Source organism: Mameliella sp. MMSF_3455 (assembly GCF_030733205.1).
Taxonomy (GTDB): Bacteria; Pseudomonadota; Alphaproteobacteria; order Rhodobacterales; family Rhodobacteraceae; genus Antarctobacter.
Genome location: NZ_JASHJL010000039.1, coordinates 1 through 15,478, shown reverse-complemented (window position 1 = coordinate 15,478; position 15,478 = coordinate 1). Strand labels below are relative to the sequence as shown.

The following is a 15,478-nucleotide window of genomic DNA, read 5'->3' as shown; positions in this document are numbered from 1 at the left end:
TTCCCGACAACGACGAAGGACTTGTTATGAAGAAACTCTTTCGATCCTTTTGCACAGTGCTGGTTCTGTCCGTTCTAGGCCTGCCGGCGATGGCCGAGACCGGAGATCCGCTGGCCCAGGTCGTCACCAGCCCGGTGCGTGACTGTTCCGGCGGAACCACGCAGAAGATGCCGTTGATCGCCTGGGGGGCGGATGGTGTCGTCGTCCATGCCAACGGAAATTCCCTCACCCCGCGCGGCGGGTTGCTGCAGGACGCGGGGTGGGAACTGACGCTGTCGGTCAAGGACAAGTTCGCAGGTCAGGTCGAGGACTACCTTGCCTGCGACACCCCGTTCCTGCGCGGCACGCTGGGCATGCTGATGGCCGCCGCCCCGGTGACGGAGGCCGATCCAAGGACCGAGCAGATCGTATTCTTCAAGCACAGCTGGTCGGCCGGTGACGGCATCGTCGCGGGCGAAGGCATCCGCCGCCCCGCCGATCTGGCGGGCAAGCGGATCGCGATCCAGGCCTATGGCCCGCACGTCGATTTCGTGGGGCGGGTGCTCTCGGACGCGGGGCTCAGCTTTGACGACGTGACCGTGGTCTGGGCAGAGGCGCTGACAGGCGATGGCGACACGCCGGCCAATCTCTTTGCCGATGGCAAGGCCGATGCGGCGGCGGTGATCCTGCCGGATGCGCGCTTTCTGACCTCCGGCGGGGCCGTGGGCACCGGGGCCGAAGGGTCGGTCAAGGGATCGACGATCCTGATTTCGACACTGGAGGCCACTTCGGTGGTGGCCGACTACATCGCGGTGCGGGCGGACTATTTCGATGCCCACCGCGACGAGGTCGCCCGGCTGGTCAACGCGCTGTTCCGGGGCGAGGAAGAAATGCGCGCCTTCATGGCCGAAGAGGGCCACCCCGACCGTACGCAGATGGCCCAGCTGATGGCTGACGAGTTCCTTGGCGGGCTGCCGCAGGAAGAGGGCGTGTTCCTCTGGATGGACGCGATCACCGACGGCTGGTCGGGCAACGCCCGCCATTTCGCCGACCCGGCGGACCTGCGCCGCTTCGCCGTGCTCAGCCAGGAGGTGGCCACGGCGCTGCGCGGCGCGGGCATGATCGACTTCCCGCATGAACTGGCCACGGCGGAATGGGACTACACCGCTCTGACCGAAGGGCTGAAGAACCTCGACGACCGCCAGGTCGCGGCCTTCAACCCGGAAAAGGCGGCCCAAGCCGTCAACCGCCTGCGCCGCACCGGCCAGCTGGACGCCAACACCAAGATCGACTTCCAGGTCTATTTCGAACCGGACACGCCGGATTTCCCCGCCGACCTCTACGCCGAGGATTTCGCCGAGATCCTGCGCCTGGCCTCGACCTATTCCGGTGCGATCATCACGGTCGAGGGTCATGCCGACCCGCTGCACTTCCTGCGCAGGCAAAAGGACGGCGCGGCCAAATCGGAACTGCGCGGCATCCGCACCTCGACGCAGAACCTGTCGCTGCAACGGGCCATCGCCGTGGTCGATGCTCTGGAAACCTACGCCGAGGACAATGGCATCCGGCTGATCCGCGACCAGTTCATCGTCGATGGCGTCGGCATTTCGAACCCGGCGTTCAACCCGCCCACCACCGAGGCCGAGTGGCGGCAGAACATGCGCGTCGTTTTCCGGGTGCTGACGGCCCAGGCCGAAGCCACCACCTTCGATCCGCTATGACACGGGGGATGGTGACATGAGCAAGGCAAAAACCCTTCTGGTGGCCGTGGCCGGTGTCGTGGCTGCAAGCGGCTTTTTCATCTACAACACGGTGTCGGAGCCGACCACCTACGCCGCCTCGAAGGACATGGGGACCGTGGACTGGGAGGCGCTGGCCGCCTGGCCGCCGCTGATCGAGGTGCCGGACGTGGAAACCGTGCCGGACCCGGACCGCATCTTTACCATGATCGTGCTGGACGATTCCGGTTCGATGGGGTCCGACCTGGAACAGGCCAAGGCCGCCGTGCTGCAGGCCGTGCGCATGATGGACACCAACGACAGGGTGGGGGTCTTGGCGCTGAACGCCGGGTTGGTCCTCCCCTTCGAGACGGTCGAGGATGCCGCAGACATCCTTCCGGGCAGGTTGTCTCCACTGCGCTCCACCGGCTCGACCCCGCTCGGGCCGGCCCTGTCAGCCGCCCGTGACCTGCTGTCCGAAGAGGCGGCGCGCTCGCGCTCTTTCGGCACTTACCGGATCATCGTCACAACGGATGGCGCGGCGGACGATCCCGACCTGCTGGTGCGCGAGGTGATCGAAACGGTGAACAAGACTCCGGTGCAGGTCGCCACCATCGGCATCGGCATCGGGCGGCGCCACGTCCTGAACGCCGAGGGCCACACCAGTTATGTCGCGGTGGACGATGTCGGCAAACTGGCACAGGCGCTGCAGGCAGCGGTTGCCGAGAACGCCAGTTTCGATCCGATCACCGCCTTCGAGGGGGGCAACTAGGGCATGGGCCGCGCACTGCTGCAATGGGACGAATGGAACCCGGGACTGGACACCGACGACATGACCCTGGCCGAGGTGCTGGCGACCATGCCCGCCGCCGAGGCCGAGGATGTGCCGGAGATCATTCGGAAGTACGAAAATCCCGAGAGCCCTGACGCGCTGCCCGGCGCCATCAGCCTTGCCCGGCATGACTGCATCCATGTCCTGCTGGGCCGGGGCCTGCATGTCCAGGACGAGGCCTTCATCATCGGGGCGACGATGGGCGCGGCCTCGGACATCACGGATGAGGCGGTCGACACCTTCATCCATGTGTCCACGACGCTTTACCCCAAGGTCTGGCAATTCAGCCCCGAGCACATCCCCAGCTATCGGCTGGGGGTGGGCTATTCCATCGACAACCTGCCGAACCGGGATCTGCACCTTGTCCCGCTGGAGGAAGATCCCTGGCAGTCGATGACCGTGCGCGAGGTGCGCAGGCATTTCGGCATCGTCAAGGAAGAGCTGCGCGCCTATTTCCGTAAGGCCGAACTGCTGGTGCCGGGCACGCGTGCCACGCGGCGGCTGGATACTTCGGCCCAAAGGCGCGACCAGTCCTTGAGCTACCGCGACAGCGATGACTGACGGTCAGGCCGGTTCCGCCTGCATCAACCGGCAATCCAGCGTCGGGAGGACATGCGACCCGGCGGCCCGTGCCATCGCCCAGGCAAGGGCGAGGTTGCTGCCGAAGACCGGCAGGCCCAACTCCCGTTCCAGCGGTCCGATCACGTCCAGCGTGCGCAGATTGGTGCAGGACAGGAATATTCCGTCAACGTCCCCGTGCCGGGCGACCTGACGCGCGGCGGCGACGACGCTGTTTCCCGAGATACGTGCGACGTTGGCCTCGATCGCCTCGCCGAAATGCACGGCGCGGGTGACATTTGTCCCCCTGCCGGCCAGGGCATCGCAGACGGGCTGTGCCACGTCCGGGCGATAGGGCGATACCAGTCCCAGACGATGGATGCCCAGGAGACGGCAGGCGTCGCGCGCGGCGCTCAAGGGATTGCAGACGGCGTCTGTCCGGCAGGCACCGTTCACCAGTTCCGTCACGCGGTCGGCGCCGATCATCGTGGTGCCCGAGGTGCAGCCATATCCTACGGCGGCAAACTGCGCCGCGGGCGGCAAGAGCGCGGTCACGCGCGGCAGGTCCGCCTCCATCCGGCCCAGTGTTTCCGGCGTTGCCTCGGCCCCCGAGGGAATGCGCGTTACATGGAGGGCGACGTTTGCACCGGGAAAGATGCGGCGGAAGTCACTTTCGATGGTCTCGTCCACATGCAGGACGATCAGGCCCAGGCGGATTGTCTCGGGGGCGTCGAGGTCGAAGGGAAAGCCGGTCATATCCCGATCTCTGGCAGGTCGAAAGGCGCGCGTTCCGTCAACAGTTCCGGCCCGTCGGCGCGCAGCACGATATCCTCTTCGTGGACAAGGATCCGACCCGGCGCGATCTCGACAGAGGGTTCCAGCGTCAGCACCATGTTCTCGCGCAGGGGGGTGCGGTCCCGATCGGTGAAAGAGGGCCATTCGGTCAGCGTGATGCCCAGTCCGTGCCCCAGCCTGCCGCCGCCGGGCGTCGCGCCGCGTTCGGACAGGGCGCAGGTCAGCAGCCGGTGCGCATCCCGTGCGGTCATGCCGGGGCGCAGGCGGTTCAGGGCAACCTCTGTCGCCTCGTACAGCGCGTTTTGCGTGCGGCGGGTGTCGTCATCGGGGGGGCCGATGCTGAAATTCCGGTCGAAGTCGCAGAAATACCCGTTCTTCACCGCGCCCGTGTCCAGCATCAGAACGTCGCCGCGTTGGACCGGGACGGACAAGGGTGGCGAGATCACGTCGCCATAGCCGCCCGGACCGGCACCGCCTGCGGTGTAGCTGACCCAATCGGCCCCGGCCTCCAGCAGGGCGCCCTGGAAGCCGCGAAAGATCGCGTCAAGATTGCGCTCGGCGGCAACGAGGGCGGGCACGGCGTCAAAGGCGCGCGCGGCGAGGGTGCAGGTCTCGCGGATGGCGGCGATTTCCAGTTCGGACTTGATCTCTCGGACGCGCTGCACCGTGTCCGTTGCGTCGGCAAAGGCGCGGGGGGCGAGCGCTGCGGTCAGGCGGCGGTAGTCGGCCAGCGGCATCCGCAGGCTGGTCTCCAATCCCATCGGCAGTCCGATCCGTCCCCTTTCCGGCACCAGCGCGGCCAGCGTGTCGGTCAAGAGGCCGATGCCGTCGTCCACCGGGTCAGGCGCGGGCCAGGTGCGGATATCGCCCAGATGGCACTGCCCCATCAGGTGGGCGCCGATCTCCGGGATCACCGCAACGGGGTCTCCCTTGGCGGGCAGCACGATGAACCAGGGACGGGCCGGGCTTTCCCAGAAGCGGGTCAGGAAGCCCGTCAGGTAGAAGACATCCGCGGCGCCGGTCAGCAAGAGCGCATCCTCGCCCGCCTCGGCCATGCGAGCCTGCAGCGCGGTCCAGCGGCGGCGGTATTCACCCGCGCCGAAACCGGGGCGCCCGTCAGCCATCCTCGGGGCCTTCGCTGAGCACCGCAAGCACCCGTGCCTCTGTCCCGATCCCCGGCAGCCCGGCAATCAGCGCGGCCAGGCCCGCCCCGCCCGAGGGGGTGGTGGCCAGCCCGCCCCGGGCCAACGTGGCGACACCATCCTGCGCCTCGGCTTCGGCGATGGTCGCAAATCTGTCCGCATCCCGCGACAGCCCGGCCAAGGCGATCATCGAAGGCGTCTTGCAGTCGAGGCGCCCCATGCAGGATACCGGCCCCGGTGCGGTCACGGCGCGGCCTGCGCGGATGCTGTCCCGCAAGGCAGGGGCGGCATCCGGTTCCACGACGACGATCTGCAGGGTATCCCCCCAGGCGGCGCGAAAATGCGCGGCGAGGGCTGCGGCCATACCGCCGACGCCGGCCTGCAACAGGATATGCGTGGGCGGTTCGGGTACCTGATCCACGGCCTCGGCGGCCAGTTGCAGGTAGCCCTCCATGACCGCCAGCGGCGGATCGGTGTAGCCCTCCCAGGAACTGTCGGACAGCAGGGTCCATCCCTTGTCGGCGGCGGCCTGTTCGGCGGCGGCCATGCTGTCCTCGTAGGTGGCGCCCGCGCGCACGACCTCGGCGCCCTTGGCACGTAGCCGGTCGGCAAAGGCCTCTGGCACGGAGTCGGCCAGGTAGATCACCGCGCGGGCGCCAAAAACGGCGGCCCCTGCGGCCACCGACAGACCGTGGTTGCCCGCGCTGGCCGCGACATAGGTGCGGCCAGCGGCCGAGGGCGGGTCGCCGCCCGCATCGCAGGCGTCTCGTGCGATGGCGTAGGCGGCGCCAAGCGCCTTGAAACTGCCCAGACCCATGCGCCCGCTCTCGTCCTTGATGTTCAACACGGCCACACCGCAGGCAGAGGCCAGTTCTGGCGCATCATGCAGCGGCGTGGGCGCATGTTTCGGGCAACGCGCCAGAAGAGCCGAGACGGGTGCCGGATCAGAGGCGGGCAGGGGCCAATCCTGCAAAATCCCCTTGCCCCGGAACGGGTTTGGCTCGATCTCTGGCACGTCGCTGACCTCCGGCGCGGTTTCGCATTCCCGCCGAGCCTAGGCGCATTCCCCTGACCGCGCAATCGCGGTGGGACAGGCCGTCAGCCGTCGGGGGCCGGCTCCGAGAAATGGTCGGGAAAACGGGCACGTAGCACGTCAAGGCGGCTGATCGTGCCGGAAAGATGACTGCGCATCGCCTCTGTCGCCGCCAATGCATCGCCAGTCTCGATCCCGGTTAGGATGCGTTTGTGGTGGTCCACGATGTCGGCCATCTTTCCCTCGGACGGGAGATCCAGCCTCTGGCAGCGCAGCAGGTGGCCCATCCGCCGGACCAGCATCTGCTGCAGGTTGGTCATGCCGACGCCGGCGAACAGCGTCCGGTGATAGGCACGGTCCAGTTCGTAGAACATGCCCATCTGTTCGGTGTCGCCGACAAGGGTCTCCTGCATCCGCACGATGGCGCGGGCGCGGCCCTGGATCGTCGGCTGCGGGGCCAGGGCGAGGCGGCGCACCACCTCGGTTTCGACGGCAATGCGCAGGAATTGTGTTTCGTACAGTTGGTCGACGTCGATCCGGTTCACCACGGTGCCCGACTGAGGCATGATCCGCAGCAATCCGTCCTCTTCCAGCCGCTGCATCGCCTCGCGCACGGGGGTCAGGCTGACGCCGTATTCCTGCGCAAGCGCGTTCCGCGAGAGCGAGGTGCCGGGCGGGTAGTCCAGCGACACGATCTTGCGGCGCAACGCGTCATAGACCGTCCCCGCAGCCGAGGTCGGGGCGCTTTTTGCCGTGTCGCCAAAGCTTTGTTCAATCGAGGCCATCATCGGACCACTCCCTGCGCCCACCCTGCGAATGACGAGGATCTAGCAGGGCGGCGTTGGTATTCAATCAAGATTGACCGGTTGTATCAACTAATATATTAGTTTGGCCAGCTGCCGATATACCCGCGTGAGAAAGCGTGACGCGCAGCGAAGAACGGGAGGAATTTATGAAATTCGAGATGCTCAAGACGCTGTCCAGGGCAGGGGTCGTGGCGGTCGCAGCCCTGGCCACGGCCAGCGCGGCCACTGCCGCGGACCGCGTGCTGAAGATCCAGACTTCGTCCAACGCCAGCCACGCCTCGCTGGCCTACCTGAACGAGGAATGGGTGCCCAAGCTGGAGACCATGACCGGTGGGTCGCTGACGGTCGAACTGCTGCCGATCAACGCGGTTGTGCCGCGCCGCGAAACCCCCGAAGCCATCGGTGTCGGCATCCTTGACGGCGATCTGACCTCGATCAATTATTTCGCCGGTGTCGATCCCGCCTTTGCCCTGATGGGTGACTTGATCGCCGGGTACGACTCCGCCGACCAGATCCAGGCCTTTTGCGCGCAGGGCGGCGGCAAGGAAATGCTGCAAAAGCTCTATGACGAACATTTCCCGGGCGTCCATGTGGTCGGCTGCGGCGCCTATGCGCGCGAGGCCTTCGTCTCCAAGGTGCCGGTGCGCGGCGTGGCCGATCTTGAGGGGCTGAAGATCCGCTCGCCCGAGGGGCTGGCTGCCGACGTGTTCAAACGCGCAGGCGCTGCGCCGGTCTCGATGGCCGGGTCGGAAACCTACGGCGCGCTCGAAAAGGGCGTGATCGACGCGGCGGACAACTCTGCCTACGCCAACAACGATGCCAACGGCATGCACAAGATCGCCCAGTACCCGATCTACCCCGGCATCCACTCGACACCGATCCTGCAATTCACCGTCTCCGAGCAGGTCTGGGAAGAGCTGACTGAGGCAGAGCAGGTTGCGCTCGAGACCTGGTATCTTGCTGCCTACAACGGTCTGCGCCAGCACTTCGACCGCCTCGACCGCCAGCTTGTCGCCCGCGACAAGGCCGAGGGTGAGATTACCGTCATCGACTGGCCGCAGGAAGAGCGCGACAAGTTCCGCAAGATCGCCCAGGAAGCCTGGGAAGACTTTGCCGCCGGGTCGGACCTGGCCAGGGAAGTCTACGACGCGCATGTCGCCTTCATGAAGGAGGCCGGCCTGCTCTGAGGTTCGCCGCAATTGACAAGGGCACGCCCGCCAGCCGCGGGCGTGCCATGCCGCGCCCAAGACACCGGACCAATACACCAATTGACGCGCTACAAGACCGCCCCGCATCCCGGGGGCGGCCGGGATAGGAACATCGAGCGATGACGCGCAACCTAGACGACGCCCTGGACCAGACCGAGATCGAGATCGGCGCCCAGGACCCGCTGCACGAAGAAGCGGACCTGCCGCGTTCGCAATACACGGTGGTCGAGCATACCAGCCACATCACCGGCATCGCCATTTCCACCTTCTACATGGTCGCGGCTCTTGCGACCCTCTGGGAGGTGTTTTCCCGTTATGTCCTGCACGCGCCCACCTACTGGGCCTTTGAAACGGTCATGACCATCGTCGCCGCCGCATGGATGTTGTCGGCGGGCTACGTCACCATGAAACAGCGCCATATCGCGATCACGGTGATCCACAACATGGCCAGCAAGGCGCAGCGCTGGTGGCTGGAACTTTTCGCGATGATCGTCGGTATCATCGCGCTCTACATGCTGCTCAGCGATGCCTCGATCCGGGCCTATGACAGCGTCGGACGGATCGAGAAATCGGGCTCTGCCTTCAACTCGCCCATGCCGATGATGATGAAGAGCCTGATGGTCATCGGCGGTTTCATGTACCTTGCCCAATTGATGATGAACCTGCATCGGCACCTGTCGAGCAAGCCCGCCAAGCTGGCGGTCAAGGTGGTTGGCGGGTATTTCATCGTCTATTTCATCTCGGCTTTCCTGGCGCATGTGCTGGACGTGCAGATCGCGGTGATGTTCTCGGACTTCATCACCGAGATCGGCAAGGCGATGGACCCGTCCAAGGCGCTGAAACTGCGCGAGATGGATCTGGGCACGATCTCGATCATCATGGTGGTGCTGCTTGTCGCCCTGATGATGACGGGCATGCCGCTGGGCATCGTGACGCTGTTTGTCTCGGTGGTCATGGCGATTGGCTTCTTCGGTCCGCGCGGCCTGTTCCTTGTGTCGTCCAACGCCGTGGGCCTGCTGGAACACTACAGCCTGGTTGCCGTGCCCTTCTTCGTTCTCATGGCCTCGATCCTGGAACGGGCGGGGATTGCCGAGGATTTGTTCGATGCCATGTCGATCTTTGCCGGCAACCTGCGCGGCGGCGTGGCGGTGCAGACCACGGTCGTGGCCGTGATCCTGGCCGCCATGTCCGGCGTCATGGGCGGCGAGATCGTGATGCTGGGCCTCGTGGCGCTGCCGCAGATGTTCCGCCTTGGCTATGATCGCAAGCTGTCCATCGGGTTGATCTGCGCCTCGGGCGCGTTGGCCACGCTGATCCCGCCGTCGATCATCATGATCGTCTACGGCCTGGCGGCGGAGGTCGGTATCGGTGATCTCTTCATGGCCGGAGCCATTCCGGGGATCATGCTGGCGGTCTTTTACGCGGGCTACGTCCTGCTGCGGGTGAACCTGAACCACAGCCTGGCCCCCACCGCCGCCGAAGTGGCCGAGATCACCGGATCGGAACAGAAGCTGTCCAAGGATCGCCTGACGGCCGTGATCCTCTGCATCCTGCTGATCGCCTCCGTCATGGGGTCGATCTACGGCGGCATCGCCTCGGTGACGGAAGCCGCGGCCGTGGGCTGTATCGGGGCGCTCTTCATCGCCGCCGTGCGCCACAAGTTCCAATGGGACGTGCTGTCGGCCGCCATGTTGGGCACGATGACCACGGTCGGCACCATCATCTGGCTGGTGCTGGGCGCGGTCAGCTTTGTCGGCATCTTCAATCTCGTCGGCGGCGGAGAGTTCATGCGCTCGCTCTTCCTTGACCTCGGGCTGTCGGCGCTGGGCACGGTGCTGGTGATGATGCTGATCCTGATGGTGCTGGGCACGTTCATGGAATGGATCGCCATCGTGCTGATCACCGTTCCCGTCTTTGCGCCGGTGATCATGACGCTGGCGCCCGACCTTGGCCTGACCGAGGATCAGGCCAAGATCTGGTTCGGCATCCTTTTCGTCATGAACATCCAGATCTACTTCCTGTCGCCGCCTTTCGGACCGGCCTGTTTCTGGCTGAAATCCGTGGCGCCCAAGGATGTGACCCTGCAGGAAATCTTTCTGGCGGTGCTGCCCTTCATCGGGTTGCAGGTCGTCGGCCTGCTGCTGGTGATGTTCTTCCCGCAGATCGCGCTTTTCCTGCCTGAATTCCTGAACTGAGGAGAGACCCAATGATCGGACGCGACAGTCACGACGACATCAACGGTTACGGAATCTGGCCCTGGGTCTTCGGTCTTGCGCTTGCGGCGCTGATCGTCTTCCTGATGTTCCAGTACGCACAACCGATTTCCTGAGAAAGACCGGACAATGACCAAGAAACCCGAAGACCTCCGCTCTGCCCGCTGGTTCGCGCCGGATGACCTGCGTTCGATGGGGCACCGGTCACGCGCGATGCAGATGGGGCTGGACGGCGAAGACTGGGAAGGCAAGCCGGTCATCGCCATCATCAACACATGGTCCGACTTGTCGCCCTGCCACCACCACCTTCGCGACCGCGCCGAGTTCGTGAAGAAGGGCGTCTATCAAGCGGGTGGCATGCCGGTCGAAATGCCGGTACACAGCTTTTCGGAACAGTTCCTGAAGCCGACTTCGATGCTCTACAGGAACATGGGCGCGCTGGAGGTGGAGGAGACTCTGCGCGCCCACCCCATTGATGGCGTGGTCTTGCTTGGTGGCTGTGACAAGTCCACCCCGGCGCTGGTCATGGGGGCGGTCAGCATGGGGCTTCCCTTCATCTTCATGCCCGCAGGTGCCATGTTGCGCGGCAACTACGCCGGGCAGAAGCTGGGCTCTGGCACGGATGTCTGGAAGTACTGGGACGAACGTCGCGCAGGCACCATCGGCAAAGAGCAATGGATGGGCGTGCAGGGCGGTATCGCCCGCAGCTATGGCACATGCATGACCATGGGCACCGCCAGCACCATGATGTCGATTGCCGACGGCTGGGGCCTGACCCTGCCGGGCGCCTCGTCGATTCCGGCACCGGACGCGGGACACAAGCGCATGGCCGCCGCCTGTGGCCGCCGCGCCGTGGAAATGGTTTGGGAAGACCTGACACCGGACAAGATCATGACGCCGGAATCCACGCGCAACGCGGTCACCGTGGCGATGGCCACCGGCTGTTCGACCAATGCCATCATCCACCTGATCGCGATGGCGCGCCGCGCCGGGATCCCGTTGACGCTGGAAGACCTGGACGAGATCGGCCACGGCACGCCGGTGATCGCCAACATCCGTCCCTCGGGCAAGGAATACCTGATGGAGGATTTCTTTTATGCGGGCGGTCTGCCGGCACTGATGAAGGAACTGGGGGGCAAGCTGGACCTGTCGGTCATGACCGTGAACGGCAAGACGATGGGCGAGAATATCGCCGAGGCGGTCAACTACAACGATGACGTGATCCGTCCGCTGTCCAACCCGGTCTACCACGAGGGATCGCTGGCGGTGCTGCGGGGCAACCTTGCCCCCGATGGCGCGGTCATCAAGCCGGCGGCGATGGACCCGAAGTTCCAGAAACATTCCGGACCCGCCATCGTTGCCGACAGCTATGCCCAGCTCAAGGAGATCATCAACGACGAGGATTACCCGATGACGCCGGACCATGTTATGGTCCTGCGCAACGCGGGGCCGCAGGGTGGACCGGGGATGCCGGAATGGGGCATGATCCCGATGCCCAAGGCGCTGTTGAAACAGGGACATCGCGACATGCTGCGGCTGTCGGATGCGCGCATGTCGGGCACTTCCTACGGGGCTTGTATCCTGCACGTCGCGCCCGAGGCCTTCGTCGGCGGGCCGCTGGCCCTGATCGAGACGGGCGACATCATCGAGATCGACGTGCCCAACCGGGCGCTGAACGTGCGTCTCACGGACGAGGAGCTGACCGCGCGCCGTGCCAACTGGACGGCGCCCGAGCCACGCTTTGAACGCGGCTATGGCTGGATGTTTTCGAAACATATCGAGCAGGCCGACAAGGGATGCGACTTCGACTTCCTGCGCTCCGAGTTCGGTGGACCGGTACCGGAACCGGAGATCAACTGACCTTTCCCCTTGCAATGGCCCCGGACCTGTTCCGGGGCTGTTGCCGACAGACGATCCCGGCGGGGGCCGGGACTCAGGAGCTTTGACATGACCGAATTGAGCCAGGCCCTGACGGGCGTCTCCGGAATTCTCGTCAACCCGTTCGACAGCGCCGGAGAGATCGCGCCGGACCTGCAAAAGCCGGTGGTGGATCGGGCGGTTGCCGCGGGCGTGCACGTCCTGACTGCCAATGGCAACACCGGCGAGTTCTATGGTCTCACCGTGGACGAGGCCTGCGCGATGGTCGCGGCCGCCGGGGCCCATATCGCGGGGCGGGTGCCGATGGTTGCGGGTGTCGGTCGTGGCGTGCGCGATGCGGAGCGCCTGGCCGGGGCCTCGCACGCCGCTGGCGCCGCGGCCTTGATGATCCACCAGCCGCCCGATCCCTTCGTCGCGCCCCGCGGTCTTGTCGATTATGTCCTCGCGGTTCGCGAGGCGGGGCAGGGGCTGCCGATCATCCTCTACCTGCGCAACGATGCCATCGGCACCGATGCCATCGCCGCGCTCTGCAACGTCGAGGGCGTCGTCGGCGTCAAATGGGCCACGCCCAACCCGATGAAGCTGAAGGCCGCTATCGCCGCCTGTCCCGATCACATCATCTGGACCGGCGGCCTGGCCGAGGTCTGGGCGCCTGCCTTCTACGCCGTGGGCGCGCGCGGCTTTACCTCGGGCCTGATCAACGTCTGGCCGGAACGCTCCGTGGCGATCAACACCGCGCTGGAAGGCGGCGACTACGCCGAGGCGCGCCGCCTGATCGCGGAAATGCAGGTCTTCGAGGACATCCGTGCCGAGGACCAGGGCGGCGCCAACGTGCCTGGCGTCAAGGCGGCTTTGCAACTGATGGGCGAGGATTGCGGCAGCGCCCGCCCGCCCGCGGCCTGGCCCCTGACCGACAGTCAGATGACCCGCTTGCGCGCTTTCATGACAACCAACGGCCTGATCTGAGGACCAAATCCATGAGTGACACCCCGATGAACCCGGAAACCAAGTCCAAGCTGGAACAGGTTTCCGTCGCAACACTGGCCACCGCGCTTTACAAGCGGGGCCTGCGCCACCAGGTCATCCAGGACGTGCGCCCCCTTGGCCAGAAGGGCCGCAACATGGTCGGGCCCGCGTTTACCCTGCGCTACATGCCCGCCCGCGAGGACCGCAACCAGCTGGTCGAGTTCCGCAACCCCGACCATCCCCAGCGCAAGGCGATCGAGACCTGCCCGCCCGGGCACGTCATGGTCATGGACAGCCGCAAATCGGCCCAGGCCGCGAGCGCGGGCGACATCCTGATCACCCGGCTGATGGTGCGGGGCGGTGCCGGTGTCGTGACCGATGGTGGCTTTCGCGACGCCATGAACATCGCGAAACTGGACATGCCGGCTTATCATTCACGCCCTTCCAGCCCGACCAACCTGACCACAAACGAGGCCATCGACATCAACGTCCCCATCGGCTGCGGCGATGCGCCGGTCTTTCCCGGCGACATCGTGGTGGGCGACGATGACAGCGTCATCATCATCCCCGCGCATCTCGCGGACGAGATCGCGGACGAGGCCATCGAAATGACCGCTTACGAGGATTTCGCGCTCGAACAGGTCCAGAACGGGCAGACGATCATCGGCCTCTACCCGGCCACCCAGGAGGAAAACCTCGAGAAGTTCGCCGAGTGGCGCAAGGCGAACAACCGCTGATGCCCGCCGCGCCGGTCATCCGCCTTGACCCGCGCGACAATGTGGTTGTCGCGCGGATCGCGCTGGCTGCAGGCACCGAGATCCCGGAGGAAGGGGTGACCGCCCTGCAGGATGTGCCGGCGGGCCACAAGCTGGCCACGTCGCACATCGCCAAGGGCGCGCCGGTGCTGAAATATGCCACGGTGATCGGCTACGCCGGAGAGGACATCTCTCCCGGCACCTGGATGCACAGGCACAACGTGCTGGTGGACGAGATCCAGAAAGACTATCGCTTCGGCAAGGACTACATCGCGGCGGAACTGCTGCCCGAGGATCAGCGCGCAACCTTCCAGGGTTTCGAACGGGCGGATGGCCGGGTAGGCACGCGCAATTATATCGGTGTCTTCATCACGGTGAACTGTTCGGCCACGGTTGCGCGCAAGATCGCGGCCTATTTCGACGACGAACGGTTGGCCGAGTTCCCCAATGTCGACGGCGTCGCGCCCTTCATCCACAATCAGGGATGCGGCATGGAGGCAACGGGTGAGCCGATGGACCTGCTGCACCGGACGCTAGCCGGGTACATCCGGCATCCGAACATGGCGGGCGCGGTGGTCTGTTCGCTGGGGTGCGAGCGCAACTCGCTGGAACGGTTCTTTGCGGATACCGCTCTGGAAACCGGGCTTATGCTGCGCACGGTCCGGATGCAGGACGTCGGCGGTACGGCGGCAGCCATCGAGGCGGGCAAGGCGGCGGTGCGCGAGATGCTGCCCGAGGCGAACAAGGCCAAGCGCAGCCCGCAGCCCGCCGCGCATCTCAAGATCGGGCTGCAATGCGGTGGCTCGGACGGGTTTTCCGGCCTCAGCGCAAACCCGGCACTGGGGAGGGCGGTGGATATCCTGGCCCGTCACGGAGGTACCGCGATCCTGTCGGAGACGCCCGAACTCTACGGGATCGAACACACCCTGACGGCGCGGGCGCGGGACGAGGAGACGGGCCGCGCGCTTCTCGACCGGATCAAGTGGTGGCTGGACTATACAGACGGGAGGGATGTCCAGATGCAGGGGGTGGTCGGCCCCGGCAACCAGGCGGGTGGGTTGGCCAATGTGATCGAGAAATCGCTGGGCGGGGCGAAGAAGGGCGGCATGACCGGCATAGAGGCGGTCTATCGCTACGCCGAACCGGTCACGGCGCGCGGGCTGGTCTTCATGGACACGCCGGGGTACGACCCGGTGGCAGCCACGGGCCAGATCGCAGGCGGCGCCAACCTCGTCTGTTTCACCACCGGTCGGGGCAGTTGTTTCGGGTCCTTCCCGGCGCCGACGATCAAGCTGGCGACCAACACGCCGATGTTCTTGCGCATGTCGGGGGACATGGACATCAACTGCGGCGCCGTCATCGACGGCGAGACAACGCTGGACGCGATGGGAGAGGAGATCTTCGACAGGATCCTGGCCATCGCCTCTGGCGAGACATCGAAAAGCGAGGCGCTGGGTGTCGGCGCCGAGGAATTCGCTCCCTGGCCCATCGGGGTCACAGGTTAACGAAAGGACAGATCATGCTGGACAAAAGCAGCTTCACCCCCCACGGTCGTCATCTGATCGCGGGAGAGTGGGTCTCTGGAGAGACGACCT

Annotated in this window: 14 protein-coding genes; 10 read left to right on the top strand and 4 right to left on the bottom strand. The window is 65.5% G+C overall.

The window, feature by feature from the left end:
* The first annotated feature begins 26 nt into the window (after positions 1-26).
* Genes RBB42_RS21745 through RBB42_RS21735 form a run of 3 tightly spaced genes read left to right on the top strand, consistent with a single transcriptional unit; the run spans position 27 to position 3,090 of the window.
* Positions 27-1,700: a phosphate ABC transporter substrate-binding/OmpA family protein gene (locus tag RBB42_RS21745; RefSeq protein WP_305971641.1), complete on the top strand. Its 1,674-nt coding sequence runs from the start codon at positions 27-29 to the stop codon at positions 1,698-1,700.
* Positions 1,701-1,716: 16 nt separating this feature from the next.
* Entirely contained in the window at positions 1,717-2,469 is a 753-nt protein-coding gene (locus tag RBB42_RS21740) for a vWA domain-containing protein (RefSeq protein WP_305971642.1), read from the top strand.
* 3 nt (positions 2,470-2,472) lie between these two features.
* Complete coding sequence (locus RBB42_RS21735) at positions 2,473-3,090, top strand: hypothetical protein (protein ID WP_305971643.1); 618 nt, start codon at positions 2,473-2,475, stop codon at positions 3,088-3,090.
* Positions 3,091-3,093: 3 nt separating this feature from the next.
* Here the strand turns inward: RBB42_RS21735 and RBB42_RS21730 are convergent, their stop codons facing one another.
* The 4 genes from RBB42_RS21730 to RBB42_RS21715 all read right to left on the bottom strand — a co-directional run bounded on the left by RBB42_RS21730 (position 3,094) and on the right by RBB42_RS21715 (position 6,845).
* Positions 3,094-3,843, bottom strand: a complete 750-nt coding sequence (locus tag RBB42_RS21730; RefSeq protein ID WP_305971644.1) for a maleate cis-trans isomerase family protein — start codon at positions 3,841-3,843, stop codon at positions 3,094-3,096.
* Positions 3,840-5,006 carry a M24 family metallopeptidase gene (locus RBB42_RS21725; RefSeq protein ID WP_305971645.1) on the bottom strand — a complete coding sequence of 389 codons (1,167 nt, stop codon included), beginning with the start codon at positions 5,004-5,006 and terminating at the stop codon, positions 3,840-3,842. Before RBB42_RS21725 ends, RBB42_RS21730 begins: the two co-directional genes overlap by 4 nt.
* Positions 4,999-6,039, bottom strand: a complete 1,041-nt coding sequence (locus tag RBB42_RS21720; protein WP_305971646.1) for a pyridoxal-phosphate dependent enzyme — start codon at positions 6,037-6,039, stop codon at positions 4,999-5,001. The genes RBB42_RS21725 and RBB42_RS21720 overlap by 8 nt, the downstream gene beginning before the upstream one ends.
* Before the next feature lie 83 nt (positions 6,040-6,122).
* Complete coding sequence (locus tag RBB42_RS21715; RefSeq protein ID WP_305971647.1) at positions 6,123-6,845, bottom strand: GntR family transcriptional regulator; 723 nt, start codon at positions 6,843-6,845, stop codon at positions 6,123-6,125.
* Positions 6,846-7,009: 164 nt separating this feature from the next.
* Between RBB42_RS21715 and RBB42_RS21710 the strand changes: the two genes are divergently transcribed.
* The 7 genes from RBB42_RS21710 to RBB42_RS21680 all read left to right on the top strand — a co-directional run bounded on the left by RBB42_RS21710 (position 7,010) and on the right by RBB42_RS21680 (position 15,388).
* Positions 7,010-8,050 carry a TRAP transporter substrate-binding protein gene (locus tag RBB42_RS21710; RefSeq protein WP_305971648.1) on the top strand — a complete coding sequence of 347 codons (1,041 nt, stop codon included), beginning with the start codon at positions 7,010-7,012 and terminating at the stop codon, positions 8,048-8,050.
* 140 nt (positions 8,051-8,190) lie between these two features.
* A complete protein-coding gene (locus tag RBB42_RS21705; protein WP_305971649.1) occupies positions 8,191-10,266 on the top strand; it encodes a TRAP transporter large permease subunit in 2,076 nt (691 codons plus the stop codon).
* Between the two features lie 11 nt (positions 10,267-10,277).
* Positions 10,278-10,400 (top strand): hypothetical protein, encoded by a 123-nt coding sequence (locus RBB42_RS21700; protein WP_043145432.1) that lies wholly within the window; start codon positions 10,278-10,280, stop codon positions 10,398-10,400.
* Between the two features lie 13 nt (positions 10,401-10,413).
* The gene (araD, locus tag RBB42_RS21695) at positions 10,414-12,144 is read left to right on the top strand and encodes an L-arabinonate dehydratase (RefSeq protein ID WP_305971650.1); all 1,731 of its coding nucleotides are present in this window, start codon (positions 10,414-10,416) and stop codon (positions 12,142-12,144) included.
* 87 nt (positions 12,145-12,231) lie between these two features.
* Positions 12,232-13,128 (top strand): dihydrodipicolinate synthase family protein, encoded by an 897-nt coding sequence (locus RBB42_RS21690; protein WP_306043827.1) that lies wholly within the window; start codon positions 12,232-12,234, stop codon positions 13,126-13,128.
* Positions 13,129-13,139: 11 nt separating this feature from the next.
* Entirely contained in the window at positions 13,140-13,865 is a 726-nt protein-coding gene (locus RBB42_RS21685; protein WP_305971652.1) for a ribonuclease activity regulator RraA, read from the top strand.
* Positions 13,841-15,388 (top strand): UxaA family hydrolase, encoded by a 1,548-nt coding sequence (locus RBB42_RS21680; RefSeq protein ID WP_371931811.1) that lies wholly within the window; start codon positions 13,841-13,843, stop codon positions 15,386-15,388. Before RBB42_RS21685 ends, RBB42_RS21680 begins: the two co-directional genes overlap by 25 nt.
* Positions 15,389-15,478: the final 90 nt, after the last annotated feature.